Origin of the sequence: Anabaena sp. FACHB-595 (assembly GCF_048568275.1) — a bacterium.
Classification (GTDB): domain Bacteria; phylum Cyanobacteriota; class Cyanobacteriia; order Cyanobacteriales; family Nostocaceae; genus Trichormus.
Genome location: NZ_CP183473.1, coordinates 5,140,776 through 5,166,787, shown reverse-complemented (window position 1 = coordinate 5,166,787; position 26,012 = coordinate 5,140,776). Strand labels below are relative to the sequence as shown.

At 41.7% G+C, this 26,012-nt stretch carries 25 protein-coding genes; 14 read left to right on the top strand and 11 right to left on the bottom strand.

Translation table 11 applies throughout. From position 1 onward, the window contains the following. Window positions 1-52: 52 nt before the first annotated feature. Window positions 53-490, top strand: a complete 438-nt coding sequence (locus ACN222_RS21570; protein WP_010998453.1) for a COG3650 family protein — start codon at window positions 53-55, stop codon at window positions 488-490. 390 nt (window positions 491-880) lie between these two features. Here the strand turns inward: ACN222_RS21570 and ACN222_RS21565 are convergent, their stop codons facing one another. Continuing rightward, on the bottom strand, window positions 881-1,123 hold the full coding sequence (locus tag ACN222_RS21565; RefSeq protein ID WP_010998451.1) for a DUF6761 family protein: 243 nt from the start codon (window positions 1,121-1,123) through the stop codon (window positions 881-883). A 537-nt stretch (window positions 1,124-1,660) separates the two neighbouring features. Here ACN222_RS21565 and ACN222_RS21560 point away from each other — a divergent pair. After that, window positions 1,661-2,431: a response regulator transcription factor gene (locus ACN222_RS21560; RefSeq protein WP_010998450.1), complete on the top strand. Its 771-nt coding sequence runs from the start codon at window positions 1,661-1,663 to the stop codon at window positions 2,429-2,431. Between the two features lie 69 nt (window positions 2,432-2,500). On the opposite strand, the gene ACN222_RS21555 is transcribed toward ACN222_RS21560, so the two are convergent. From ACN222_RS21555 to ACN222_RS21540, 4 genes are all read right to left on the bottom strand, one after another. Continuing rightward, window positions 2,501-3,256 (bottom strand): ABC transporter ATP-binding protein, encoded by a 756-nt coding sequence (locus ACN222_RS21555; protein WP_010998449.1) that lies wholly within the window; start codon window positions 3,254-3,256, stop codon window positions 2,501-2,503. A gap of 85 nt (window positions 3,257-3,341) precedes the next feature. Further along, window positions 3,342-3,896 (bottom strand): hypothetical protein, encoded by a 555-nt coding sequence (locus ACN222_RS21550; RefSeq protein ID WP_010998448.1) that lies wholly within the window; start codon window positions 3,894-3,896, stop codon window positions 3,342-3,344. A gap of 81 nt (window positions 3,897-3,977) precedes the next feature. After that, a complete protein-coding gene (locus ACN222_RS21545; RefSeq protein ID WP_010998447.1) occupies window positions 3,978-4,439 on the bottom strand; it encodes a DUF4079 domain-containing protein in 462 nt (153 codons plus the stop codon). Between the two features lie 150 nt (window positions 4,440-4,589). Continuing rightward, the gene (locus ACN222_RS21540) at window positions 4,590-4,964 is read right to left on the bottom strand and encodes a DUF1830 domain-containing protein (protein ID WP_044522154.1); all 375 of its coding nucleotides are present in this window, start codon (window positions 4,962-4,964) and stop codon (window positions 4,590-4,592) included. 519 nt (window positions 4,965-5,483) lie between these two features. On the opposite strand from ACN222_RS21540, the gene ACN222_RS21535 reads away from it, so the two are divergent. Beyond that, the gene (locus ACN222_RS21535) at window positions 5,484-7,073 is read left to right on the top strand and encodes a photosystem II high light acclimation radical SAM protein (RefSeq protein ID WP_044522153.1); all 1,590 of its coding nucleotides are present in this window, start codon (window positions 5,484-5,486) and stop codon (window positions 7,071-7,073) included. 94 nt (window positions 7,074-7,167) lie between these two features. Here the strand turns inward: ACN222_RS21535 and ACN222_RS21530 are convergent, their stop codons facing one another. Next, window positions 7,168-7,377: a hypothetical protein gene (locus ACN222_RS21530; protein WP_126987440.1), complete on the bottom strand. Its 210-nt coding sequence runs from the start codon at window positions 7,375-7,377 to the stop codon at window positions 7,168-7,170. An 88-nt stretch (window positions 7,378-7,465) separates the two neighbouring features. On the opposite strand from ACN222_RS21530, the gene ACN222_RS21525 reads away from it, so the two are divergent. After that, window positions 7,466-7,867 (top strand): DUF2809 domain-containing protein, encoded by a 402-nt coding sequence (locus tag ACN222_RS21525; protein WP_010998444.1) that lies wholly within the window; start codon window positions 7,466-7,468, stop codon window positions 7,865-7,867. 84 nt (window positions 7,868-7,951) lie between these two features. Here ACN222_RS21525 and ACN222_RS21520 read toward each other — a convergent pair whose 3' ends face one another. Continuing rightward, on the bottom strand, window positions 7,952-9,175 hold the full coding sequence (locus ACN222_RS21520) for a PrsW family intramembrane metalloprotease (RefSeq protein WP_126987443.1): 1,224 nt from the start codon (window positions 9,173-9,175) through the stop codon (window positions 7,952-7,954). Window positions 9,176-9,355: 180 nt separating this feature from the next. On the opposite strand from ACN222_RS21520, the gene ACN222_RS21515 reads away from it, so the two are divergent. Beyond that, window positions 9,356-10,750 (top strand): DICT sensory domain-containing protein, encoded by a 1,395-nt coding sequence (locus tag ACN222_RS21515; RefSeq protein WP_010998442.1) that lies wholly within the window; start codon window positions 9,356-9,358, stop codon window positions 10,748-10,750. Then, complete coding sequence (locus ACN222_RS21510; protein ID WP_010998441.1) at window positions 10,747-11,388, top strand: pentapeptide repeat-containing protein; 642 nt, start codon at window positions 10,747-10,749, stop codon at window positions 11,386-11,388. Before ACN222_RS21515 ends, ACN222_RS21510 begins: the two co-directional genes overlap by 4 nt. Before the next feature lie 49 nt (window positions 11,389-11,437). Here the strand turns inward: ACN222_RS21510 and ACN222_RS21505 are convergent, their stop codons facing one another. Beyond that, window positions 11,438-11,707 (bottom strand): hypothetical protein, encoded by a 270-nt coding sequence (locus ACN222_RS21505; protein WP_044522151.1) that lies wholly within the window; start codon window positions 11,705-11,707, stop codon window positions 11,438-11,440. 314 nt (window positions 11,708-12,021) lie between these two features. Between ACN222_RS21505 and ACN222_RS21500 the strand changes: the two genes are divergently transcribed. The 7 genes from ACN222_RS21500 (at window position 12,022) to ACN222_RS21470 (ending at window position 21,634) form a co-directional block, all read left to right on the top strand. Beyond that, window positions 12,022-12,705: a hypothetical protein gene (locus ACN222_RS21500; RefSeq protein ID WP_010998438.1), complete on the top strand. Its 684-nt coding sequence runs from the start codon at window positions 12,022-12,024 to the stop codon at window positions 12,703-12,705. 33 nt (window positions 12,706-12,738) lie between these two features. Then, on the top strand, window positions 12,739-14,631 hold the full coding sequence (locus ACN222_RS21495) for a hypothetical protein (RefSeq protein WP_044522148.1): 1,893 nt from the start codon (window positions 12,739-12,741) through the stop codon (window positions 14,629-14,631). A 10-nt stretch (window positions 14,632-14,641) separates the two neighbouring features. Beyond that, window positions 14,642-16,111 (top strand): DUF1802 family protein, encoded by a 1,470-nt coding sequence (locus tag ACN222_RS21490; protein WP_010998436.1) that lies wholly within the window; start codon window positions 14,642-14,644, stop codon window positions 16,109-16,111. A gap of 440 nt (window positions 16,112-16,551) precedes the next feature. Continuing rightward, a complete protein-coding gene (locus ACN222_RS21485) occupies window positions 16,552-17,208 on the top strand; it encodes a Nif11-like leader peptide family natural product precursor (RefSeq protein WP_010998435.1) in 657 nt (218 codons plus the stop codon). 160 nt (window positions 17,209-17,368) lie between these two features. After that, window positions 17,369-18,880, top strand: a complete 1,512-nt coding sequence (locus ACN222_RS21480) for an AAA family ATPase (RefSeq protein WP_010998434.1) — start codon at window positions 17,369-17,371, stop codon at window positions 18,878-18,880. 130 nt (window positions 18,881-19,010) lie between these two features. After that, a complete protein-coding gene (locus ACN222_RS21475) occupies window positions 19,011-19,493 on the top strand; it encodes an SH3 domain-containing protein (RefSeq protein ID WP_010998433.1) in 483 nt (160 codons plus the stop codon). A gap of 614 nt (window positions 19,494-20,107) precedes the next feature. After that, complete coding sequence (locus ACN222_RS21470) at window positions 20,108-21,634, top strand: peptidoglycan-binding domain-containing protein (protein WP_010998432.1); 1,527 nt, start codon at window positions 20,108-20,110, stop codon at window positions 21,632-21,634. Window positions 21,635-21,796: 162 nt separating this feature from the next. On the opposite strand, the gene ACN222_RS21465 is transcribed toward ACN222_RS21470, so the two are convergent. Beyond that, window positions 21,797-22,288: a hypothetical protein gene (locus tag ACN222_RS21465; protein WP_010998431.1), complete on the bottom strand. Its 492-nt coding sequence runs from the start codon at window positions 22,286-22,288 to the stop codon at window positions 21,797-21,799. A gap of 210 nt (window positions 22,289-22,498) precedes the next feature. Here ACN222_RS21465 and ACN222_RS21460 point away from each other — a divergent pair, with 210 nt between their 5' ends. After that, window positions 22,499-23,068 carry a DUF2808 domain-containing protein gene (locus tag ACN222_RS21460; protein ID WP_096637195.1) on the top strand — a complete coding sequence of 190 codons (570 nt, stop codon included), beginning with the start codon at window positions 22,499-22,501 and terminating at the stop codon, window positions 23,066-23,068. Between the two features lie 209 nt (window positions 23,069-23,277). Here the strand turns inward: ACN222_RS21460 and psbC are convergent, their stop codons facing one another. Together psbC and psbD are read right to left on the bottom strand one after the other, a co-directional pair. Next, entirely contained in the window at window positions 23,278-24,657 is a 1,380-nt protein-coding gene (psbC, locus tag ACN222_RS21455) for a photosystem II reaction center protein CP43 (RefSeq protein ID WP_010998429.1), read from the bottom strand. Next, on the bottom strand, window positions 24,641-25,696 hold the full coding sequence (gene psbD, locus ACN222_RS21450; protein WP_010998428.1) for a photosystem II D2 protein (photosystem q(a) protein): 1,056 nt from the start codon (window positions 25,694-25,696) through the stop codon (window positions 24,641-24,643). Before psbD ends, psbC begins: the two co-directional genes overlap by 17 nt. Window positions 25,697-26,012: the final 316 nt, after the last annotated feature.

Here is a 26,012-nt window from a genome sequence, read left to right as displayed (position 1 = left end):
ATGTTGTAGTTAAAAAAGTACTGAACTAACTACTAAATTTAATTAGCGAGCTATGAAAACACAAGTTTCGTCTATATTCTTAGCTGGAATTACTACTATTTTAATGTTGAGTGACCCTAGCAGTGCCAACAGCAAAAGAGAATATGTTAGTAATGATTTCTTGGTTTCTCAAGCTACCAATCGAGGCGCTAGTGAAGAATTGATTGTCAGTGGTACAGAACCGTTTTGGAGTGTAACTGTTAGCCGAAAAGGAATAATTTACTCTACCCCTGAATCTAGTCAAAAGTTTCCTTATATTGCCCCTTCTACAGCATCAGGAAGACCAACAGATTTAGTCAGAGTCTATCGTTTGCGAGGGCGCAATAGCACAAATACCCTGGTAATCAGAAAAGGTTCTTGTAGTGATGGGATGTCTGATACCAAATACCCTTACTCAGCCGTATACATTGCAGGTAATACTGTTTTGGAAGGTTGTGCTAGAGCTAAATAACTCCCTTCTAAAAATTAGAAAAAGTAGGATTTACGCGTAATACTCTTTCATAAAAGTTGGGTATGGGGCATAGGAATAGCCCAAAGATATTTTACCAAAGGTATCAGACTAGACATTATGGAAAATTAGCCAATTTCCCATTTCCTACGCCCTATGTTCCTGTAATTTTGGATTGGCAATTCTAGATGTTCAATTAAAAATCCAAAATTTAAACACCTTTTCACCCAATTCTCATGATTGGAAATCCCTAAATAACTGAGAGACTGATATCCATAAGTAAAGTATTTCCCCAAATTACCGCCATTGTGGCTCTTGACCATTACAGATAATATGCTAAGATCATCTGCGTGCGTTGAGCTACAGGTGCTATTATTGGCTCTTTGGCAAGGGTTAGTAATAGTCTGGTTGTGGTTGTGTTTTCACAAAGTTTGACACATCGTACAAGTAGCGACTAGCTTCCTCCTCTAAACGATGAATCAGATAAGGCTCAATGACGTTACTGTGTCGCAGCGCGGCTAGATACCCGTCCAAATACATCCGCATTTCATCCGTGCGATAACCGCGATTCCACAAATCGACGAAGGCGTCGGTAATTCGTTGGTAATAGCGGATGGTTTGTGTGTCTTGGAGCATAACTGCTGATTTATGTCTTTGGAATGAGAATTGTAAATGATTCAGGCTGAAATGTGAAGGGTAATTTCTGCTTCAATTTCAGATGCAATTCCTTTTGGTCACTTTTGATAGTTACTCCAGCAGCTACAATACAGTTAGATTTTATTCCAGAAAACTTGCAATCACGTTAAGTCGTTAGGCTATTTTTATACTTTCAGTTGCAGGGAACAGCTTGAACAAAGAAAAAATGGTTGAATTAACTAAATTACAAGCAAATTTAGCCAAAAATTAACTCTGTGTATTCTTTTGCTCATGACGTTGGGTTACATTGCTAGTTTTTAAAACGTAAGTCATTTAGCTAAAAGAACTTTTAATAACTATAACAAAAATTTAATAATATTATCAACTTCGCTCTGGACAAGGCATAAACTCAACATTTTGCCAACATAGGTTATAAAAAAACGTAGAGGTAATTGTGGCTAGAGTAACAAAGACTACAAAACCTTGGGCATGGGCTTGTTACTTTGAAATTCATCGACGCTAAGGGGTCTTGCCGCCGTGGGTTCGGTTTGTATTGAAATCGTTGAGGGGAATCCCCATCTGAGGTCGTTGCTGGGTTGGCACTTGCAACAATTGGAATACCGTGTGCATCAAGCCGCCAGCATATATCAAGCAAGGGAAGCCTTTTTGAGCCATCAGCCAACTCTAGTGATTCTGGATGCTGATTTGCCAGATGGTGACGGTATTGAATTTTGCCGTTGGCTGCATCGTCAGCAACAGCCGCTAATTCTCATGTTATCTGCTCGGACTAATGAGGCTGATATCGTTGCCGGGTTGAAGGCGGGAGCTGATGATTACTTGAGCAAACCATTTGGGATGCAGGAGTTTTTGGCTAGGGTAGAGGCATTAATCCGCCGCAAGCGCACACCTACTGCTCCTGCTTATTTGGATTATGGTACTTTGCAAATCGATTTAGTCCAACGCCGTGTACGATTCCAAGGGGAGTTTATCGACCTGACTCCACAGGAATTTAGTTTGTTGTACGTTTTGGCGCAAGCTGGTGGAGTACCTTTGAGCCGATCAGAGTTGCTACGTCGTGCGTGGCCTGACGCTATCGACAATCCGCGTACCATTGACACTCATGTTCTATCGTTACGTAAAAAAGTAGAACTTGATCCCCGCCAACCTAGCCTCATTCAGACTATCCGCAATGTTGGATACCGATTTAACATGGAAATTTTGAATGCTAATCCTCCACAAACACAAGCAAAGTTAACAAAAGAAAGATTTAGCAACCAACGCTCAACTCTAAGTGGGCAGAGGGTGTAGAGGAGGCAGAGGGAGGAAAAATAATGATTTTTACTCCTAACTCAGCACTAATGACTATTGATTATTAACTTAGTTCCATTCTTCATCGGCTTGGTTTTCGGCGTGCATCAACCTTTTTTGTAAGTCAATCCAGTCGATGTTAGAAGCTGTTTGATTAACCAATAAACGTCCTTGCTGTAAATACAAAAGCCGATTACAAAACATCTGAGTGAAGTCTAGCTGGCTGTTTACCATCACAATTGTTGTGTGATGAGTTTGAGTTAGCTGGGTTAAGACTTGGATAAGATGGGAGGCTATACCAATATCTAGATGAGAGGTTGGCTCATCTAACAGGAGGATTTTCGGTTGAATGACTAAAGCACGAGCGATCGCTACGAGCTGTCTCTGTCCAGCCGAAAGTTGTACCTCAGTGCGTCCTAACCAATCACCAGGGATTTGCAGCTGTTCCGCCCAATGACTGACTCGCTGCTGAATCGTCTCTTTGGTCAAACCGCGCAAAATTAAAGGGTAAGCTAAGGCTTGTTGGACTGTCATCCCCAGAAACTTTGGCTCTTGTAATACCAGGGTCACTATCTGGCGCAACTGGATAACAGGAATTTGCGGATATTCTTGATTTTCTAAAAAAATTTTGCCGCTATTAGGTTCACTGAGGCGGTTAATTAGACGTAGTAAAGAAGTTTTACCAGCACCGGAGGGGCCAATAATTGCTAGGCGATCGCCAGAGTTAATCTCAAAAGAGATATCCTGCAATATTGGGTAGCCCTGAAGCTGGGTTTTTAGCTTGGCAAACAGATTAACTTGTTCTAGCCTTAATTGGGCTGTCATTGGGAATTTAGGAGTGTAGGGTGTAGGAATGTAGGGGTGTAGGGGAGAAGTTTTTTACCCAGTCCCTAGTCCCCAGTTCCTAATCTTAGATGGCTATAGCTGTGGCGATCGCCCAAGCATCAATTAAAAGTAGTAATAGTGTAAATCCTAATAAAATCAAATACATCCACGGTTGCGCTAAAGGGCGAACATCAGTGGTGTCTATACCTGTTTTGCTTTGGACAATGTTTACTAGACGGGCAAATCCAGCTACGCGCATCGGTAGCAAATAAGCTTTTCCTTCTTGACTGAGAAAATAATAAACCAGCCCTCCTTGACCTGTGGAGCGAGGTTTAATCTGTTTTACTTCTTTCCAAGGTAAAGACCAACCTTTACGGAAGAATTTGGGAACCCAGACTGGGTATGTTACCTGTATTCCTTGGTCATCCACCACTACTCGTTCAGTCAACACCGCATACAAGCCAACAAAACCTATGCTAATTCCCACCCATAACAAAGTCGGTGGTGTAGGTGCATTTGTCGCTTCTGCTAAGAAAGGTAAGGGGACTGTGAGCGCTATATATAGACTTAATAAGGTAATCCGAATTAAGGGAGATAGGCGGAAAACGGTAGTTGAATTATCGACTAAATTTGCTGTCACGGCTCAATTAGGCTTATAGGCTTTTAAATTTAGTCTAACTGGGATAGTGAGAGTAGGGAGTAGCTGATCGCTTAGTTACATTCATGGTAAATACTTCTGTACCACACTCCAACCAGTGAATGATACCCAAGTGAAGCCGACAAATAAAATGGTGTTTAAAGTGATGTGTAACGGTCTAGCCCAAGTCTTCCCGAACCTAATCTGTGTCGCACTCAAGGCGGATAGTAAAACTAATGCCACAACGATTAATCCAGCCCACAGGTGCGATGAGTGACCTAAAGAGCCAAAGTGTCCCAAAGTGCCAATAATTCCGATCGCCAGCAGTAACAGCACTAAACCGACCATGCTGACACCCATAATCAAGTGCAGCGTTACCCATTGTGAACGACCCCCAGCAAACATCATAAAACTAGGAATTGAGCGCGAATTTCTCATTCGCCACATCCAAAAGCCTGTGGTTGCTAGCAGCATATAAGCCAATAGCGATAATCCCATCGACCACGCAGCTATTTTCCACAGCCAAATAAATGAAGGTAGGTGCATAAATATTTATTGTAGATGGGAGTGGGACTTTTAAGAGGCAGGGGAGGCGCGGGATTTTGGGAAAACTACTGACAACCGACAACTGACAATTGACCAAACAAAAAAGCTGCTGAATCCAGCAGCCTTTAATATTTGACTAAAATTATTTTCTTATTCAACGGATGCTAGACCAGCAACTGTTAAAGGTTTTGTATTATTTGTCTGCACTACGGATTTTGTACTAATAGGGTCTGTCCCTACGGAATCTGTATTAAATTCATTGCTGCTGGGTTCGCTCATAATCAGGCGATCGCACGGAATGGTGTCAGACAAAATTGCACTTGCCATCATACCTGTATGAATCTCCATTTGCCCTTCGATGGGAGCTTCAAACACGAGGCGTTGTCCAGGGAAAACCACCCTTTCAAAGTACCAATTGGGAATATTGGTGATGCGAGCGACCTGGATTTTGCTCGTGGCATTAACGTAGCAGCAGAGAACTTTTCCTGATTGCTCAGGTGGTAGAGGATCTAATATTTGAGCCATAACTGCTGAGGAGCTTGTCGCCACAATTTTACATTACACCTGCAAAGTTAACACTGGCTGATCCCAATATGTTGTAACTCCGACTACCAACTGAAATTTTCTACGCTATTTATATCTAAAGATATGTTCAAGTTATGGAATTTATATAAAAGAAATTATTGCCCATAAAATTATACAGTAATAAATATTTTTTCTCAATTTATGACCTATTAAATTCATAATTAATACCATTGACTCATCATTATTCCAGCGCTGCAATAAAACCTCTAACGGAAAATTTTCGGTTTCACCCTTCTTAGGGCTTAACTATAGGGATCATCGCTTAAGGAATGAACTCAGTGTTATGGTAAAGATATATGAAATTTTTCTTCATAAAGCCAATCTATATTATTTCCATGCCAGGAAAATCTGCTTATCAAGAATCTGCTTAAATGTCAAGCAGGCTTGTAATAAACACGTCAGACTAAAACACACTTGGCATATTGACTATTTTTTCAACTCTCCTCAACAGACGGCAAGATGGAAGTTAAAACACCGATGATGGAAAATCGAATTCTCTATGTTCGCCTTCCTTGTAACCCCATCTTTCCTATTGGGGTTGTTTACTTGAGCGATCATGTCCACAAGATGTTTCCCAACATCGAGCAACGGATTTTTGATTTGGGAACAGTTCCACCTTTAGATTATGCCTCTGCCTTGGATCGTTGTATCGACGAATTCCAACCTACCCTATTGGTATTTTCTTGGCGGGATATTCAAATTTATGCCCCAGTGGGTGGACGTGGTGGCAACCCTCTGCAAAACGCCTTTGAATTTTACTACGCTAAAAATCCCCTGATTAAATTGCGTGGGGCTTTAGGTGGTTTACGCATCTTCATCGCCTACTATGTAGAGTTGTGGCGTAACCTGGGATTAATTAAACGTGGCTTAAAACGTGCTGCCAAATATCACCCTGATGCCCGTGTGGTTGTAGGTGGTGGTGCTGTTAGCGTATTTTACGAACAACTGGGTAAAAGCCTACCCAATGGCACAATTATTTCTGTGGGTGAAGGCGAAACTTTACTCGAAAAATTCTTAAGTGGCAAAGAGTTTCGGGATGAACGCTGTTATGTAGTGGGAGAAGCGAAGCCACGCCAGCGTTTAATTCATGAACAACCAACCCCATTGGAAAAAAGCGCCTGTAACTACGACTACATAGAGCGTATCTGGCCGGAGTTTAACTATTACCTGCAAGAACAAGACTTTTACATCGGTGTCCAAACCAAGCGCGGTTGTCCTCACAACTGTTGTTACTGTGTGTACACCGTAGTGGAAGGTAAACAGGTACGTATTAACCCAGCTGATGAAGTCGTAGCGGAAATACGGCAGTTGTATAATCGCGGCATTCGCAATTTCTGGTTTACAGATGCCCAATTCATTCCTGCACGGAAATTTATTGATGATGCGGTGGAACTGTTACAGAAAATTGTTGATTCTGGCATGACAGATATCCACTGGGCAGCATACATCAGAGCCGACAACCTCACACCAGAATTGTGTGAGTTGATGGCAAAAACTGGGATGAACTATTTTGAAATTGGGATTACCAGTGGTTCTCAAGAACTCGTGCGAAAAATGCGGATGGGTTATAACTTGCGGACTGTCTTGCAAAACTGCCGTGACTTAAAAGCTGCTGGGTTTAATGATATGGTTTCTGTCAATTACTCTTTTAACGTGATTGATGAACGTCCTGAAACCATCCGTCAAACCATCGCCTACCACCGCGAATTGGAAAAAATCTTCGGTGCTGATAAAGTCGAACCAGCTATTTTCTTTATTGGCTTGCAACCCCACACCCATTTAGAAGAGTATGCTTTTAAAGAAGGTGTCCTCAAACCAGGGTACAATCCCATGAGTTTGATGCCGTGGACAGCCAAAAAACTTTTGTGGAATCCAGAACCTCTTGGTTCATTCTTTGGCGAAGTCTGCTTACAAGCTTGGCGACGAAACCCCAATGATTTCGGGCGAGAAGTCATGAACATCCTTGAGGAAAGATTAGGGTGTGCGGATTTGGAAGCAGCACTTTCAGCACCAATTGAGACGAAAGATAAACAGTTAGTGGGGGTTTGATTTAGAAGTATTCAGGAGTTAATCCTTTCCCTGCTCGCAGCTACCGTGTACACACAAGTACTATCTGCAAGGGTTTCAAGCCGTAAAGACCCTTTTAACCGTCATTACGAGCGGAGCGAAGTAATCGCATCATCCTGTAGTTTTTGTGATTGCTTCGTCGTTCCTCCTCGCAATGACAGGCTTCCAGAGCGATCGCACAGCCTAGAGCTAGACGACGAAACCAAGCGTTAGGCGTAATTTCAAGACTTGTGTGTACACCGTAGCTGCTCGCAGGGGAGACAATCGGTGGGGACTTGAACCCCACTAATGGTTATGGACAGTCTGTGGTGTCACGTTTAAAATCGGTGCATCTCCTTTTATAAGGGGAAATCATGGATTTTAAACCCTAAATAATGCCAATACTCACAAACATTCGCTGGCGCACCCTTCTTTCCCTGACTATTATTCTCTCCATTGGACTCTTATACAGCCACTATCGCCATTCTATTTGGTGGTTGAATCAAGAGGTAGGAGGGATTTTTTATGAGATATTTTGGTGTTTGTTTGCTTTTCTATTGATTCCCACTCGTCGGGCAGTTTGGCAAATTCCTTTATGGGTATTGGTAATTACTTGCCTGTTAGAATTTATGCAATTGTGGAACCCACCATTTCTCAATTGGGTGCGTTCATTTTGGTGGGGAAGAATGTTAATTGGTACTGTCTTTACTTGGGCAGATTTTCCCTATTATTTTATTGGTAGCGGCTTAGGATGGCTGTGGTTGCGGCTGATATTTGGGGGAGCGAAGGTAAAATAATGTGGCACTATATTTCTCCTACATAGATAGTTCAGTATTTGTTACAAAACTCCATTTAATAGCAGCGATAATGCTAGCGCAGAATTAGTTTTCAGAGTTATCTGGCGGTAAAATCAGTCTCTCCAACTCTGCTTGCTGCATTTCTGCTACCATTTGTTGGCTGCGACGCAAATAAGCAACGAACAACAAAATGGTAAAGCTGATGATTACAAGACCAAGGATGCCATCGCTAAATGTGTTGTAAGCACCATGTAAAACAGCAGCCAAAGCTACACCGATAAACATAATTGGTAGCTGTCGAGAGCGATTAATTGCTGCCAGTCCCAAAAAATAACCGACTATTCCCGCTAAAATGGCGTGGAACAAGGGTAGGGAGACAAAGCGAATGGTATTTATCAAGATGTAAGTGCCAAAACCTGATTGTCCTCTGACTAAATTGAAGGCGTATAGTAGAGAATAGGAACTACCTTCAGCGATCGCAAATCCTAATCCTGACATAGCCCCATAAAATGCCCCTGTCAGTGGTTCTTTGAGTTTTCTGGGACGCAGCAAGAATAGATATACTGGCAAAGCTTTACAAATTTCCTCTAATACTCCTACACCGAAAATAAACCCGATTAATTGAGGAATGAGTCCTAAATTCGACTCCGTTGCGGCGTAAAGTAACTGGAATAGGGGAAATTGTTGAATTAGCAGTAGTAAAGGGATGCCCACAATAGCAGTAAACACAACACATTTCAGTGTTTCTTGCCAAGAAAACCAAGCAGGTTTGATTAAATTGTATAAAACTACTCCCCAAATACTGGCGTAATAAATACCAAGTAACCAAGCAGTCTGTTCCAAATTACTAGACTTAGCAATTAAGCCAATGCCTAAAGGAAATAGTCCAAAAAATAACAATAGTTTAACTGTATTATTACTATATAGTTCAGCACTAAAGACATCTTGATACGGAACTACAGAAGCAAATTTAAATGTCCGTAGTGCTGCTAAAAACGTTGTAGTTTCAGACTGTTGTCTGATCAGTGAAAAAGCCTCTTCCCAATCTGGAAAAGATTGATCAGCCCTCAGACCATAAATTCGCACATTAGTAATTAATGTAGATTGCCACGTAGATAATTCCTGACGAATAAAAGTTACAGATGATGCTTTATCTGGAACCTGTTCAGACTCCAATATCAACTGTAAACAACTATTTTTGATACTAGCTTTAACAGTGATGCCTTGCGGTTGAAAATATAAGCTCATCAATGAGGCGATCGCATTTATATCGCCTTGTTTAGCAAATTGCAAATAATCATTAGTCAAAAGTTATTCTCCTTTACTCCTTTCACGGGTTTGCTAGATCCCCGGCTTTTTCAAGAAGTCGGGGATCTAACAACTGACACGCAAAGCACAGTAAACTAAAGATTCAGCAGCATAAATTTATCACCTCTGGATTAAATCCTGTTTTCCCTAGCGCCTTGGCGATTCATATAATCAAACCCCATGTTAGAAGGTTCAATTCTACAACAGCTAGAAGCGTCCCATCGCTACAGCACCAGACCAGTCCGATTCGGGGTGTATTACAAAAATACCCTGGTTGCGCTTTGTCATGCTTTAGAAGACCATATATTGGCGGATGAGAATTCACCTTTGGTAATTACTGCCTTCCAACGGGGTAAGTGGTATTTGCAAGAGGCTGAAAGATATGCAGACATCGCTCAGTGCAGTCGCCAAATTGCTATTATGGCAGCACCGGATGCAGGCTTTGCTGAACATCCCACTAGCCAAATGCCGAATGTCGATTTAGTGGCTTTAGATCCATCTGACCCAGTAGCTCAAGAATGGCATTTGATTATTTTGTCGCCTAAATACACGGCAATGGTACTTTGTCAAGAGTTGTCTGATGCTGATTATGGGGTAGGTGGCAGACCGGCTTCTGATGTCGAGCGTAAATTTTATGGCTTGTGGACTTTTGAGCCAGAACTAGTTAAAGAAACGGCAGAGTTAGCGATCGCTCATATTCAAAAATACAATCCAGAATTAGCAAAGAAACTCCTGATTCATGATCAGGAAATAGGAAGGGGTGCGATCGCATCAACAGACCTGACCACAGTTGTTTCCCGTGTTGTAGATTATCTGCAAATAGGACAAGAACAATTATCTATCCCCGCCGCCGTGCGTCATCAAGCCTTAGATAGTAACTTGGTTTCCAACGAAATCCAGGCATTTCTGCGGATGGCGCAACTGATGGATTTGGCTGATATCACAAATCCACAAGCCGCTACAGAAGTAGCAGCCTTAGCAGAAACCCTGGGACAGCTTTTGGATTTACCTGCATGGCAGATTAAAAGATTAAAACTAGCAGGATTGTTGCACCGCATAGATCCACTGCAAAAAGCAGAGAGTATTTTTACACCTGGAACTTCAACTCACCACCAAGAATCAGCCCCCAGTTGTCCTTTGACTTGCTCTTTAGTCCCAGGAGCGCAAGCATTACGCAAAATGTCAAGATTACGGGCAGTAGCTCAAATTATTACTCATCAAACTGAGTGGTGGGATGGGACAGGGGAACCTGCGGGTTTAGCTGGTGACGAAATTCCTCTAGAGTCGAGAATTTTGGCGTTAGTTGCAGACTTTCAGTGGCAAGTTAACCAAAAAAGAGCCGCTAGCAAAAATCGGCAAGAAATATTTGTGCAAGCCTTGGAAGAATGCCGACAGCAAGCAAACCGCTTTGACCCTAAACTAATAGATGCCCTATTTTTATTAGTCATGGGTTTGCAACAAGGACTCGACTTACCCCTAATGACACCAAAAGTCAGCATCGGTATGTGGCTACTTGATTCCCGATGGGATAGCCAGAGCAAGACTAGTGAAGAGATGAGTAGTTACCCACAATGAATATTGACGCTATTAAACTAGGACAACTCAAACAACTGCCAGGGGCGAATTTAGAAGATGAGGAACTTTCTCAACTGGATTTAAGCCGCATTAATTTAGCTGGCGCTCACCTTGTGGGTACTAACTTTACTCGCTCTAAACTCGAAGGTGGACATTTAGAGGGTGCAAATTTGATGGGTGCAACTCTCCAAGAAACTGACTTGCGGGCAAACTTGATGGGAGCCAATTTGATGCAGGCAGATTTAACAGGGGCAGACTTGCGGGGTAGTAATTTGCGTGGTGCTAATCTGATGGGAGCTAGACTTAGTGGTGTAGCTTTGGCTGGTGCTTTTTTGAGTGGCGCTAATTTAATGAACGTCAATTTACAAGGCGTTGATCTACGGGGCGCTGACTTGCGAGGTGTTAACCTAAGTGGTGCTAACCTGAAAGGCGCAGACTTAAGCCGTGCTGATTTGCAAGGGGCGTTGTTGAGTGAAGCGAATCTCGAAGAAGCCGATTTACGGGGGGCGAATCTGGCGGGAGTGAATTTGACCGGGGCTAACTTACTCTGTGCAGAGTTGGAAGGTGCAAATTTACAAGGTGTGAATACAGATAAAGCTTGTTTGGTAGGGACAATATTAGAAATTGGTAATGGGTAATGGGTAATTGGTGATTGGTTGTTACCATTACCCATTCTCACAGTTGATATTATTCGTCCTCGTCTTCGTCGTCATAGCGGTCTCTGCCAGAACGACCAGAGTACTCCTCTTCATCTTCTTCGTCGTCATAGCGGTCATCACGGGAGCGGCGGACATCGCCGGAATAATCCTCCTCGTCCTCTTCATCTTCATCACGGTCATTGCGGGAACGGCGATCGCTTTCTCCCCAGCGTTCCTGATAACCACGCTCTTCCTCACGTTCTTCGTCTCTGGAACCACCCATAAAATCTTTCGCTTTACGGAAAAAATCACCCACCATAATCTATCTCCTGGGGAAATTCTGTCTGAGGACGTTTAACTGTTGTATATGGTGATCTGATTTGATATATATTCCGTCCTACCTTTGAGAGACATTGCGATCGCTCCAAAGAAATAGGCTTTTGGTTAGTAAGTATAAAGATATGTAGGGAGAAATTAAGAGCGATCATCACAAACAACCGTATTAGTTAACACAAGTAAATAACTTTCAATACTTGACAATATGGGAAATTAGTATATTTCTTTCCGCAGTTTCACGGCGCTTTTTCCGTAGTTAGCAAAACTATACTAGTTCTATTTGGCAGAACTAATTTTATGGTATCAAAAATCACTAGCTTCCAATGCGGAGAAACTCAAGCTAAAACTCGGCTCCTATTAGCTTTGTGGGATTTGGGAGGAACGCAGCAGGAAATTAAGAAAGGACTACTTACAAAACGAATTTTAACTAAAGGCAAGAAGGCAGCAGATTATCACAGTTTATTTGAAGACTTGCAAAACCACGGAGTAATCGCAGGCTCTAAACAAGGATACTTTTTGACATCTCCTAAGGGTTTAGAGGTATTGGGCGAGGGTTTAAGAACTGGTAATTTCCAATTTGAAGGAACTATTGTCGGAACTTGGGCGGCGAATGCTCTATTGAAATGGATTAGTCAGATAAATGTTTCTGTGACTGAACAAGCTAAATCAGTCAACGGCGTGAAGAGTGCAACGGGCTACGCATCCTATGACGAGTTTAAATCAACTGTACTGGAAGTCTACGACAAGTTGAACTATGAATACAACTTCAATCATCTAGTACCGATTTATCGGATTAGGAGAGAAATAGGCGATCGTTTAAATCGTACTCAATTTAATGATTGGCTGCTAGAAATGCAGGCTGACGATATTTTACAACTACAAGGCGGAAGTGTAGAAGATAGCGCGCCTGACAAGATAGAAGATTCCATCACTACGGTATTAGATGGATTACGCTGCTACGCCAAATTGTTAAAAGTCTGATTTTTGCTTACTCACTCTTAAATGTATAACACCATGATTGCTACTACATCTACCATTGATGAACTCATTAGAAATCAAAACCCTTTTGCTGGACATATTGTTGTCAGACCACAACAAATATGGGGTAAAAGTTATCCTGATGTTCCCTCAATTAATGCTCATGCTTCTAATGCAGTTTTTGATGCAGTTGAAAAAATCCATAATGGAAAACGTGAAACTGTAGGCATCACGATAACTGCTGAAAAGGGATTAGGTAAAAGCCATCTCATTAGTCGTATCCGGCATCGCTTACAGACAGAAGAGAATACTTTATTCATTTACATGAGTAAGTATGACAACTTGAATCAAATAAAATATCAATTTCAACAAACTGTTGCTTGTAGCCTAAGAGCATTTGGTAGTCAAAAAGTAATGCAGTGGCAAGAAATAGCCGCAGCTTTAATTAATGAGGCTAAGAATTGTCAATATACACCACAACAATACATCAGTAATATCTATCCAACTTGGTTAAATAAGTATTCGACTAAAACAATTGATGGATTAACAGAAACAGTGCTAAAAATTAAGCATGATGTTACTAATCCTTATATAATTCGAGCTATTTTGTGGACACTTTCTACAGCACACGCCCATTATGCGACCTGTTGGCTATCAGGTTTAGAGATCACTGGATCACAATCTGATGTATTGGGTTTACCAAATCCTAAAAATGAAGACAGGGAGGCTGAAGCATTAAGTAATGTGCGGCAAATATTAGATATAACTAGCCATTATAGAGTTCCAGTGATTTGCTTTGATGAATTAGATATTGCAGAGATTTCAGACACAGGTTTTACAGCAGCACAAATAATTGCCAATTTAACAAAGGATTTATACAATAACCTCAAACAAGGTGTTTTACTACTATCGATGTATCCCGAAACTTGGAATGAGCAAATTAGGGCATTACCACAAGCTGAGGCAGTAATTGATAGATTAGTAAGTGAACAATCTGATAGACAACCAATCTCATTAAAATATCTTAATTCTGATGATATTGTTGCTCTTGTTCAGCAATGGTTAAAAGAGTTTTATCAAGAGAATGAACATAATCCTCCTCATACTCTCTACCCATTTGATGAAACTAAACTCAGAGAGCTTGGCAGAGGTAAACCTACTATTAGATCAGTTTTAAAATGGTGTGCAGAAAATTTTTTCCTTCCTTCGCCTCTGAGTGGAGAAAGGATAATACCTACCCCTCCAGCACAAATCCTACATCCTGTTAAACCATACTTCGATAGTGAATTAGCAAATGTTGAAGCCTCTATTGATTCATTAATGGAAGAGGACGCAACTATTGCCGATGCTCTTTGGCTGGCTTTCAATAGTTTAGTAGGTGAAACTTTAGAAGGAGTAATCATTGAAGAAATTGAAGAAATTGAAGCTAGTACAGCAGACCAGGGCTATATAGATTTCAGAATTGTTAGCAAAAACAGAAAACAACGGATTGGAGTGGCTGTCGTGCAGAAAGATGGTACGTATATAGGTGCTGCATTAAAGCGATTAGTTGATTACAAAAAGTTTGATTTAACTCGTGGTTGCCTAGTTCGATCTAAAAATATTAGCCCAGGTGCAGCATTAGCTAGAGAGAAGTTAAAAACACTGCTAAAGCAGAAAGGTGGAGAGTGGGTAGGCTTACAAAGCCAAGACATTAAACCTCTCCTAGCTATTTATTTTGTTTGGTATAACAGCGAAAGCTACGAACTGACAGAAGAACAAATATTTGATTTTATTGAACAAAAACAAATAGCAATTAATAATCCTCTAATCCGAGAAATTCTTAGTGATCCTTCTGGTCAAGAACCGACTAATTTAACTGATGATGGATTACCTATTAGTATTCCTCAAAGCTTTGCGACTAGCGACCATATCGACCTCACCCTATAGCTAAATAGAAATGAACCAGCTGTTTTCAATTCCAACAGCGCTGTGTTTACCTGCCCCTGAGATTGAAGCTTTAATACAGGGGCGGACAATAGCAGCTATGCCTAAGATGTTTATTCGTCCTGGGCAGAAATTTTTACTTTATCCTGCTGATATCTCAATTGATACCCTTTCAATCGAGCAATACTATCGTGCAAATTTATTATCCGTCGCCAGAACTAATATTCAACAACATTCTTCTCAAACTGTGTTTATTAAAGCTTGGGCAAGATGTGAACTTTGCCAAGTTATAGATAAGACTAAACCTTTAAATGTTTTGTCTCAATTAACAATATGGACACCTAAAGCATTTGAAGCAATCATACAGAAACAAGAGAATATTTTTCTGGTTTACCTGCGTGTTTACCATTTACCCCAGGAGTGTAAAGTTACTGTTGATGCCAATATTCAAGAAAAATTCGGTAAATTCGTAAGTTTACCTAACATCGCTGGTTCTGAAGATAAACCAATTTTAAAAGATAGCATCTTCGAACGACGCAAACAACAACTAGAAAAAATAGAACCCCCACAGCATCCAGAATTAGATGAATTACAGAGTTTTCTAGCCCCACTTGCAATCAGTAACCCAGGAGCTAAAGAATTAGACGATGATATTCAAATATTTTTAGGTTGGAAGAATACTAAGCAGATTCAAACACTAAATACAGATTTAGCTTGGATAAATGACATTGCTAAGTTAGGCGATCGTAGCATAGAGCTGGACGAGAAAAAAAGCAATTACCAAGCTGGTACAGACTTTGAAAATATTACACGTCAAAGTCTAGAATTTTTAGGATTTAAGGTTGAATATGCTTATAAAGGTGGTGCTGGAGGCTTAGATTTATTCTGTTCACAACCTTACCCTTTGGTTTGCGAATGTAAAGCAGGTAAAAGTATTCCCGATCGTGCAGTAGAAGAATTAGATAGGATTGGCAAAAGACATCTTAAAGAAAATTACCTTCAAGCAGTAAAATTAATTATTGGCCCAGGTCAACCTACTAAAAACCTGAAAGACTCTGCTGAAATATCTAAAATCAGTATTATAAATGTAATGACTTTACAAAAACTAGTTGAACTCAAAGTCAAATATCCCGGTGCTATCAACTTAATTGAATTGCGAAAGTATCTAAAACCTGGACAGATTGACTATAAAATTAATGAATATATTGATAAAGTTGAACAAGCTATCAAGTTGCGATCGCATATTATTCAGCTTGTTAACAATTATCTAGAAAATTCAGGGACAGAATCTGCTGGTGCCGAAGCTCTACATGGTGCTTATTTCGCCTCACATCCACCACAACCACTAAAAACAGAGGAAATGCACGAGATTTTGATAGAACTTTCATCACCTTTAACAGGCTATTTAGGCAGAGTTAAAGGTAATGATTGGAGGAGCGATCGCTTTTACTACCTCCGCGATTTAACAATAAGCTCAAAGTAAGTACTGCATATTTATTTTACCTGTGTGTCCCTGTGGTTAATTCTCTACTACAGGGATATTTAGCATATACAGATAAATTTCATCTAATAATCAAGAATCAGAGATCGCCTTTGCTATCTCCGTAATTTAACCATACGTTCTATTTGTTACATAACTACATAAAGTTTTATTCAAGCAATCCTAAATAATTTATACAAACATTTCTATATATTTAGAAATTAGCACTATTTTTAACAATAGAAAATAAGCGATCGCTGATTATTTTGTTTCAGCAATCTTTTTCTATCAGCTATAGTTTTTACATGAAAATATACGTATGCTCTATGTGCTGTTATTCACAGAAAAAGTTTTGTGAATACTGTCGAATATACACGTTTATAGTTACTACACTGATACTTAATAATACTTTCACAAAAATTCAAAGAAAGGAAGCGTAAATTGTGTATTACCAAATATGGAATTTCTTTCTGAAAGAAGAAAAATATATCTTTTGGAAAAAAGAAATAAATCTTTATAATATTCCTAATAAGTTAACGTGGCAGAAAGTTATTGATTTTTTTGCTTTTGTAGAGCAAAACTTTTTCTTAAAAAGTCAATTAGGAGAAGTTGAGACCCTGGAAGGGTTTATTAACTTAGTAGTAGATAACGGATATTACTTAAGAGCAGAAGAAATTGCTTGGTTCCTCGTTACCAGGAAGCAGATTTGGAATTTATTTGATTTAGCACAGAAAACACCGTCGCTTAAAGATCAATTACTGTCAGCAAAAAATCCACAGCAGTTTACCAAAGTAGCGGCTGATTACGGTTATTACTTTTCTGTAGATGAATTAGCCTGGTTATTAACTGAAGTTAAATCATCCCCTGAGCTAGTATCTATCAACAATAGCGTCGGGGAAATTTTAACTGTATCCAGCTACGGCAAAATCGAAATAGGATACTGGATTTGGTTAGCAGAAGATTGGGGAATTGTGCCGCCATTCTGTCATAGAGTCCAACCAGGCACTTTCTTATCCCAATATATTGATAATCCTTTCTTACCTGATCGCTGTTTCTTACCCAAGAGCTACTTTAAGCAACAACTTGTTATGAGTCATTAGTCAGTTGTCAGTTGTCATTGGTCACTATATCCTTTCCTCCTGATCTCTGTTCCCCTAGTCCCCAATACCCCACTCCGTACTAGATCGCATGATCAAATGGGATTTTGGTTAAAGAAAGTTGTACATTGCCATCAAGAGCAACTAACCATAACCCCTAGATATGAACTTCCGTGAAGAGTTTAAACTGCTACTGAGAGCGCGTTATCCGTTAATTTACATACCTACCTATGAAGAAGAACGGGTAGAAACCGCTATCCGCGAAGAAGCAGCCAATCAAGGTAATCGCCCAGTATATACCTGGGATTTTGTCGATGGGTATCAAGGTAACCCCAATGACGCGGGTTTTGGGCGGCGTAATCCCCTGCAAGCTTTAGAATTTTTAGAAAAAATACCAGCATCAGCACCAGCAGTAATTATTCTGCGAGATTATCATCGATTTTTAGATGATGTAGCGATCGCTCGCAAACTCCGCAACCTAGCCAGACTGCTGAAGTCACAACCGAAAAACATCGTCCTATTGTCGCCACGCATCGCCATACCTGACGATTTAACTGAAATTTTAACGGTTGTCGAGTTCCCCTTACCTAACGCTCCAGAAATTAAAATAGAGATTGAACGTCTACTGCAAGCAACTGGTAATTCCCTCTCTGGGAAAGTTACAGATGATTTGGTGCGTTCTTGCCAAGGGCTATCGATGGAAAGGATTCGGCGGGTTTTAGCGAAAGCGATCGCTACCCACGGAGAATTGCAACCAGAAGACGTAGATTTAGTTTTGGAGGAAAAGCGCCAAACTATCCGCCAAACCCAAATCCTCGACTTTTACCCCGCCACAGAGCAGATTTCTGACATAGGAGGACTAGATAACCTCAAAGATTGGCTATTACGCCGTGGTGGTTCCTTTAGTGAACGCGCCCGCCAATATGGATTACCACACCCACGGGGTTTATTATTAGTGGGGATTCAAGGTACTGGTAAATCCTTAACCGCAAAAGCGATCGCTCATCATTGGCATTTACCCCTACTACGCCTAGATGTGGGACGATTATTTGGCGGTTTGGTGGGTGAATCAGAATCCCGTACCCGGCAAATGATTCAAGTAGCAGAAGCCCTCGCACCCTGTATTCTCTGGATTGATGAAATCGATAAAGCCTTTTCTGGACTGGGTAGTAAAGGTGATGCGGGAACTACTAGCCGCGTCTTCGGCACATTTATTACTTGGCTAGCCGAAAAAACTTCCCCAGTGTTCGTTGTCGCCACCGCCAATAACATCCAAGCCCTACCGCCAGAAATGTTGCGGAAAGGGCGGTTTGACGAAATTTTCTTTGTTGGTTTACCCAGTCAAGAAGAAAGAAAAGCCATTTTTAATGTTCATTTATCCCGACTGCGCCCCCACAATTTGAAAAATTATGACATTGAGCGATTAGCGTACGAAACGCCAGATTTTTCAGGGGCAGAAATCGAGCAAACTTTAATAGAAGCGATGCACATCGGCTTTAGTCAAAACCGAGATTTCACTACCGACGATGTTTTAGAAGCGGCTAGTCAAATCATACCCCTAGCCAGAACGGCTGTAGAGCAGATTCAGGAACTACAAGAATGGGCAGCAGCCGGGAGAGCGCGTCTAGCCTCAAAACAAAGTCCTTTGAGTGACACATTCGGCAAGCTACGCTAACAATTACAGTGTAAGTTGCCATAATTATTCCTAAGTCAATAGTCTAGAGTCAAAAACTGTTGACTATTGACTATTGACCATTCACCATTGACTATTGACCATCGATTAATAACTAATGAGGTTTTAAATTATGTTTTCCGCCTTGCTCAAGTTCATACTAGGAATATTATTAGCGATCGCAGTTTTATTAGGTAGCGGCGTTGCGGTTGGACTCTATTTCATGAATAGAACCGCCATACCTCCTACCAAGCCTATGTATGCTAATGATACTCCTGCGCTCAAAGACCCCGATAGCAAAAAGAAGAAGATAGAACCCATCTCCACACCTCAAGCTAAACCTGAGAAAAACCCTACCCCCAGCGCATCCCCCACAGAAACAGAAAAGCCATTGCCAAAAGGTGCTTATAAGGGGCGTATTACATGGCCTCAAGGCGTAAGCTTGAGGGCTGAACCAACTCAAGAGGCTGAACGAGTGGGAGGCGCTGGTTTTAACGAAAAAATTGTTGTCTTAGAAGAAAACCCAGATAAACTTTGGAAAAAGGTTCGAGTTGAAAGCAGCAAAATAGAGGGCTGGACAAAAGTAGGAAATATTGAACGAGTAGATGAAGAATAATTCAAAACTTCAGAAATTTTACACACTAATAATTAAATCACTGTCAATCATTTTTTAAGGTGCGTTGTCAAATAACGCAACACAGAAAGGCTAACGCTAATGCAGTAGCGTCTCCTAGAGTTCGCGGCAGATTTGCGTAGCAAAGGCTACTGTTATGACAATTCAAAATAGCCTACGGCATCTCTACGACGCTCCGCGAACGTAGAGAAGGCTTCGCTAACAAAATTCGCGCATTAGGAAAGGCAAACAGAATAAGAGTATGTCCGTATGTATCGGTTGCATTCTTTTTTCAAATTGGTATTATAACCGTATCCAGATAAAACCCTGACAATACAAGGCTTTCAAGTCTGTCAACAGACAATAGTCAAGCGTCAACAGCTATACATAATTTTAGTGAATTGGTATCACACTGAGAAAGTGGTATATTTTTCTCTAGGCGATACGCGCAGACATAGTAAATCTCTATAAATGCCAGTTAACAGCAGTGTAATAAGTTCACACATTATTAAGTAACTTTGCTGAATAACTGGAAAATAATCTGACCGTTGTGATTCTAATTCTTAAACCAACCCTGATCAGGGAATCCTTCTACCACGAAAAAAAGCAGGACATCTATGGACACCATCAGTTATTCCCATCTTGCTTCTATTTATGAGGCATCAGAATATATAGAATTTATTCCTATCAAAGTTAATCTAAAATTTTGGCAATGGCCTAAGTTTTCTAGTAATGCAACAATCAGGCTGTTATCTGTAGCCCTGAGTATAAGTATCTTGAGTGTGGCTGGAGAAGCTTTAGCATTACAAAAAGTAGGCAGTACTGGTTCAGAAGTTGCCGAAATCCAAAGATGTTTAAAAAGATTAGGCTTCTTTAATGGCCCCGTGAATGGCAGATTTGCTAGCATCACCCGTAGTGGTGTGATTGGTTTTCAACGTGCTAATAGACTCGCGGCTGATGGTGTTGTGGGTGGTGGGACACAAAGGGCTTTACAAAGAGCGTGTCGCTCTGCAACTCCTGGAGCTATCAGCCGTGGTGACTTGCGGCTAGGTAGCAGAGGAGCAGCAGTTTCCCAATTACAACAGAATTTGCGGCGGTTGCGTTACTTTAACGGCCCCAACACTGGCTATTTTGGCTCAGAAACTCAGCAAGCAGTCATCAGATTTCAACGTGCCAATCGTATAGGCGCTGATGGTATTGTTGGTAATCAAACTGCACAAGCCATCAGAAATGCAGCAACTGGTAGCGTAGGTGTTGAATCTCCAGTACTTTCAGAAGGTAGTACTGGCCAAGCTGTCACTAGACTGCAACAGCGTTTACGTCAGTTGGGTTATTTCAGCCCTAATCCTACAGGCAATTTTCGCGGTATCACTAGAGATGCTGTCATGGCCTTTCAACGCAAAGCAGGTTTACCTATTACCGGAGTCGTCAATCAACAAACTTGGAACGCTTTAGGTGGTGTTGCTCAAGCTCCCAATAGACCGGGATTATCTACTCCACAGGTGAGAGATTTGCAGCAACGTCTACGGGATTTGGGTTATTTTAATGGCAATCCCACCGGCTCTATTGGTGCAATGACAAGGGATGCAATCGTCCGATTTCAGCGTGACTATAGACTCACAGCCGATGGCATTGCTGATGTGCAGATTTTACAGGCAGTTAGCCGGGTCTGGGAAGATAGATATGCTAATCAGCCCAATAGAAACTTACTCACTGTAGGCGATCGCGGCAACAATGTGAGAGCAGTTCAACAGCGTTTGACACAGCTAGGCTTTTTTACTGGCAGTCTAGATGGTTATTTTGATGAATACACCAGAGCATCTGTAGCCTCATTCCAGCAATATTATCAACTGAATCCTACTGGTAACGTAGATTCGCAAACTTGGCAAGCACTAAACATTAATGGTTCACCCATCGCAGAGATTTCTTATAATCCTGGTAATAATCGCTATGTGGTCATAGTGCCGATTAGTAATGGCGGGACTCTCAACCAAGTGCGCCGTTATGTACCTCGTGCTTACACATCTAAATCCAATTTGGGAACCTTTGTGAATGCTGGAACCTATAGCGATCGCTCTTCCGCAGAACAAATGTCTAGGATGTTACGCTCTAATGGCTTAGACGCAAGAGTACAGTATTTTTAATAGTTGAGGGCTGACCCTTCGACTACGCTCAGGGTCAGCCCTCAACAAACCATGTGTCTATGTAATTTAAAAGCGTAATAGCTGATCAACATTCACGAGTTTAATCTCATTCAGCTTCAGGGCTTTTTGCCTGGGTTTCATCTATTTTTTAGGAAAAACTATCTAACTTTGCTGTTGCCAGCACCAATTAAAAAGTGCGCCACCTACTAATAATTTCACCACCTCTAGTATAAAGTAACCACCGTGTAGTAAATTCATCGTTGCCGGAATCGTAGATTCTGTGGCAAATAGATTGAGATTAACTCCAATTGCCGACATTTGCGGAGTAAAAAAATAAGTATTGAGGAGAGCGATCGCCAACAGCATAAAGCCGATAATTGTCATATTCACGTTCCAATGTACGTGAGTCTTTTTCCAAACCAGTATCCCAGTCAATACTACAGCCGCAGATAACAATTCTAAGCGATTAAATATCCAAAAAATTGCATACCCTGCTGTAGTAAAACCCTCTTGCAACATCATCCCTGAAAGGTAAAGACTAGGCATAATTACCCAATCCAAAACTAGGCTAGCACTTAGCCAGAAGCCGAGAGCAAACAAGATAGCAGTTTGCCAACTCGGATGCTTGAATTCAACTTTGGAAATAGCATTCATAAGAATAATTGCTGGGTTTGTATGTTTAGTTTCTAACTTTCATAGTAACTCTGACAATAGATATCAATTATCTTTTACAAATCATTTGTATTTTTAAGTAATAATAGTTATCTTGGTAATTTATTAATAATAAATGTTAAGTTTATGGGCTAATTATTTTAGATATTGAGCAAGTATAATTACTATCTAATGAGTCAAACAAGCTGAGTCATGCGCCTTAAAGTATTATTGGGTAGAGCGATCGCCAGTTTAGCAATACTCAATGGATATACCATCCCACCGAGTCAAGCAATTCAGTTGCAAGATGGTACAGTCTATTTTGTCCAACCACCACGCCTTGTAGAAACTGTAACCACATACAATCAGGTCAATGTCTGGGGCGCAACATATTATTTCACAGTCAACTTGCCAGAAAACGCTAGCGAACCCTTACAAAAACTCACAATTAACCAACATCAGGGAGTAGATAATATTCGCTTCGACCTCAAAAATAGTTTTGCTTTTGAAGGTACACGCTCCCATAGAGGACAGAGAATTGGATTAAAAGATGCGGCTGATAATCGTCAAACCAGAACAGTATCTCTAATATTTGACCCGCCAGTATCTCCAGGTAAAACCATCACAATTGGCTTGAAACCTTGGCAAAATCCAACCATCTCAGGAGTATATCTATTTGGGGTTACAGCTTTTCCCGCAGGAGAAAAAACTCATAGCCAATTCCTCGGTTTTGGTAGATTACATTTTTACAATCACAGTAGCGGCCGTTTCCCTTTCTGGTAAGTAAGGGTATAGGGGTATAGGGGTATAAGGGTGTAATGGTTTCAAACATTCATAATCCTGTATCCCTCTATATTCTTTTCCTTGTACCCAATCCCCAATCGCCAGTCTCCAGTCCCCAGTCCCCAAAATCCATAATTAAAAAAAGCTCTTGCTGTTACGCAAGAGCCTAAAAAGCGTTTGATTGTCAGTGATGAAATAAAATTTGCAACCTAGTCAAGGTCACCCATAGCCATTGCTGGCTCATTCTCACGGTCGATACCCTTCTCAAAACCACCAGCCGCAGCGCGAGCGCGTCCAGCGTGCCACAAGTGACCAATTAAGAAGAAAAATCCTAACACAAAGTGAGAAGTAGCCAACCACGCACGAGGTGAGACGTAGTTGAAGGAGTTAATTTCTGTAGCCACACCGCCCACAGAGTTCAAAGAACCTAGAGGAGCGTGGGTCATGTATTCAGCAGCGCGACGTGCTTGCCAAGGCTGAATATCATTCTTGATTTTGTCGAGATCAAGACCGTTAGGGCCACGTAGAGGCTCTAACCAAGGGCCTTGGAAATCCCAGAAGCGCATGGTTTCACCACCAAAGATGATTTCACCAGAAGGAGAGCGCATCAAGTATTTACCTAGACCTGTAGGGCCTTGGGCAGAACCGACGTTAGCACCTAAGCGTTGGTCACGAACCAAGAAGGTCAATGCTTGAGCTTGAGAAGCTTCAGGGCCGGTGGGACCGAAGAATTCGCTGGGGTAAACGGTGTTGTTGTACCAAACCATACAGGAAGCGATAAAGCCCATTAAGGACAAAGCGCCTAAGCTGTAGGAAAGATATGCTTCACCAGACCAGATGAACGCACGACGCGCCCAACCGAAAGGCTTTGTGAAGATGTGCCAAATACCGCCAGAAATACAAATTAAAGCGATCCAGATGTGTCCGCCAATGACATCTTCCATGTTATTAACGCTAACAATCCAACCTTCGCCACCGAAGGGGGATTTAAGCAAATAACCGAAGATCACAGCTGGGTTCAGTGTGGGATTAGTAATTACACGTACATCACCACCACCAGGGGCCCATGTGTCATAGACACCACCAAAGAACATTGCTTTTAATACCAACAGCAACGCACCACATCCCAGGATGATCAGGTGGAAGCCAATGATATTGGTCATCTTGTTCTTGTCTTTCCAGTCGTAACCAAAGAAAGAGGAGTACTCTTCTAAGGTTTCTGGGCCACGGACGGCATGGTAAATACCACCAAAGCCTAATACAGCAGAAGAAATCAGGTGGAGTACACCGACAACAAAGTAGGGGAAGGTGTCGATAACTTCACCACCAACGCCAACGCCCCAACCAAGGGTAGCGACGTGAGGTAACAGGATTAAACCCTGCTCGTACACTGGTTTTTCTGGAATAAAGTGAGCGACTTCAAATAAAGTCATCGCTCCAGCCCAGAATACAATCAAGCCAGCATGAGCAACGTGAGCGCCCAGCAGTTTACCGGATAAGTTAATTAGGCGCGCATTACCAGACCACCAAGCAAAACCGGATGATTCTTGGTCGCGTCCGCCGCCTAAGGTATTAGAGAGCGTTACCACGTGGTAGTACCTCTTCGGGGAATACAAATTTTTCGTGAGGCTGATCTTGAGGAGCCATCCAAGCGCGGATACCCTCGTTCAACAAAATGTTCTTGGTATAGAAGGTTTCAAATTCTGGGTCTTCTGCTGCCCGTAGTTCTTGGGAAACGAAGTCATAAGCCCGGAGGTTTAATGCTAAACCGACGATGCCTACAGCACTCATCCACAACCCAGTTACGGGTACGAACAACATGAAGAAGTGCAACCAGCGTTTGTTGGAGAACGCAATCCCGAATATCTGTGACCAGAATCGGTTGGCTGTCACCATTGAATAGGTTTCTTCTGATTGGGTGGGGTTGAAGGCACGGAAGGTGTTTGCGCCTTCGCCGTCTTCAAACAAGGTGTTTTCTACTGTGGCACCGTGGATGGCACACAGTAACGCTCCACCTAGTACACCAGCTACTCCCATCATGTGGAAGGGGTTGAGTGTCCAGTTGTGGAACCCTTGGAGGAATAACAAGAATCTGAAGATTGCTGCTACTCCGAAGCTGGGTGCGAAGAACCAGGAAGATTGTCCCAAGGGGTACATCAGGAATACGCTGACGAATACCGCGATGGGGGCTGAAAATGCTAGTGCGTTGTAGGGTCTAATTCCTACTAGCCGCGCAATTTCAAATTGACGTAGCATGAACCCGATTAATCCAAAGGCTCCGTGTAGGGCTACGAATGGCCATAACCCTCCTAGCTGAAACCAACGGGTCAAGTCGCCTTGGGCTTCTGGCCCCCATAACAACAACAGGGAGTGTCCCATGCTGTCTGCTGGGCTGGATACTGCTACTGTCAGGAAGTTTGCTCCTTCCAGGTAGGATGATGCTAGTCCGTGGGTGTACCACGACGTTACAAATGTTGTACCGGTTAGCCAACCGCCTAGTGCTAGGAAGGCGCAAGGAAATAATAATATCCCTGACCAGCCTACGAATACGAAGCGATCGCGCTTTAACCAGTCGTCTAGTACGTCAAACCACCCTCTACTGGGGGCCCGTCCTACTGCGATGGTCATTTAACTAAAATCCTCTTTTACTAAAAATTGCAACGTCTTTAAGCAGTGCTTTAGCTGGGTTTCCCAACTTTTGGCAACTACCGCGAGGAAATAACGTTTTTTTTGACATTCTCAGTTGTCTTAAAACTTCTGAGTTCCTGAGAGGCTACCAATTAGTTAAATTGGCTTTTCTCAGAGTTATGTCTTTACACGCACCATCAGCTAGTCACCTAGCGTGTGGTAACTTAATGATTCTTAACTTACCATATTAGTTCGGCTTTTGCTTAATCCATCCAATGTGAATCAACCATTAAACACGAACCTATTAAATACTATG

Coding starts and splice junctions, on each gene's coding strand:
- ACN222_RS21525 (WP_010998444.1), top strand. CDS start 7,466: ATGCCAATACTCACAAACATTCGCTGGCGCACCCTTCTTTCCCTGACT.
- ACN222_RS21545 (WP_010998447.1), bottom strand. CDS start 4,439: ATGCACCTACCTTCATTTATTTGGCTGTGGAAAATAGCTGCGTGGTCG.
- ACN222_RS21505 (WP_044522151.1), bottom strand. CDS start 11,707: ATGGTGGGTGATTTTTTCCGTAAAGCGAAAGATTTTATGGGTGGTTCC.
- ACN222_RS21510 (WP_010998441.1), top strand. CDS start 10,747: ATGAATATTGACGCTATTAAACTAGGACAACTCAAACAACTGCCAGGG.
- ACN222_RS21465 (WP_010998431.1), bottom strand. CDS start 22,288: ATGAATGCTATTTCCAAAGTTGAATTCAAGCATCCGAGTTGGCAAACT.
- ACN222_RS21470 (WP_010998432.1), top strand. CDS start 20,108: ATGGACACCATCAGTTATTCCCATCTTGCTTCTATTTATGAGGCATCA.
- ACN222_RS21535 (WP_044522153.1), top strand. CDS start 5,484: ATGGAAGTTAAAACACCGATGATGGAAAATCGAATTCTCTATGTTCGC.
- ACN222_RS21475 (WP_010998433.1), top strand. CDS start 19,011: ATGTTTTCCGCCTTGCTCAAGTTCATACTAGGAATATTATTAGCGATC.
- ACN222_RS21460 (WP_096637195.1), top strand. CDS start 22,499: ATGCGCCTTAAAGTATTATTGGGTAGAGCGATCGCCAGTTTAGCAATA.
- ACN222_RS21570 (WP_010998453.1), top strand. CDS start 53: ATGAAAACACAAGTTTCGTCTATATTCTTAGCTGGAATTACTACTATT.
- ACN222_RS21540 (WP_044522154.1), bottom strand. CDS start 4,964: ATGGCTCAAATATTAGATCCTCTACCACCTGAGCAATCAGGAAAAGTT.
- ACN222_RS21555 (WP_010998449.1), bottom strand. CDS start 3,256: ATGACAGCCCAATTAAGGCTAGAACAAGTTAATCTGTTTGCCAAGCTA.
- ACN222_RS21565 (WP_010998451.1), bottom strand. CDS start 1,123: ATGCTCCAAGACACACAAACCATCCGCTATTACCAACGAATTACCGAC.
- psbD (WP_010998428.1), bottom strand. CDS start 25,696: ATGACCATCGCAGTAGGACGGGCCCCCAGTAGAGGGTGGTTTGACGTA.
- ACN222_RS21480 (WP_010998434.1), top strand. CDS start 17,369: ATGAACTTCCGTGAAGAGTTTAAACTGCTACTGAGAGCGCGTTATCCG.
- ACN222_RS21515 (WP_010998442.1), top strand. CDS start 9,356: ATGTTAGAAGGTTCAATTCTACAACAGCTAGAAGCGTCCCATCGCTAC.
- ACN222_RS21500 (WP_010998438.1), top strand. CDS start 12,022: ATGGTATCAAAAATCACTAGCTTCCAATGCGGAGAAACTCAAGCTAAA.
- ACN222_RS21490 (WP_010998436.1), top strand. CDS start 14,642: ATGAACCAGCTGTTTTCAATTCCAACAGCGCTGTGTTTACCTGCCCCT.
- ACN222_RS21495 (WP_044522148.1), top strand. CDS start 12,739: ATGATTGCTACTACATCTACCATTGATGAACTCATTAGAAATCAAAAC.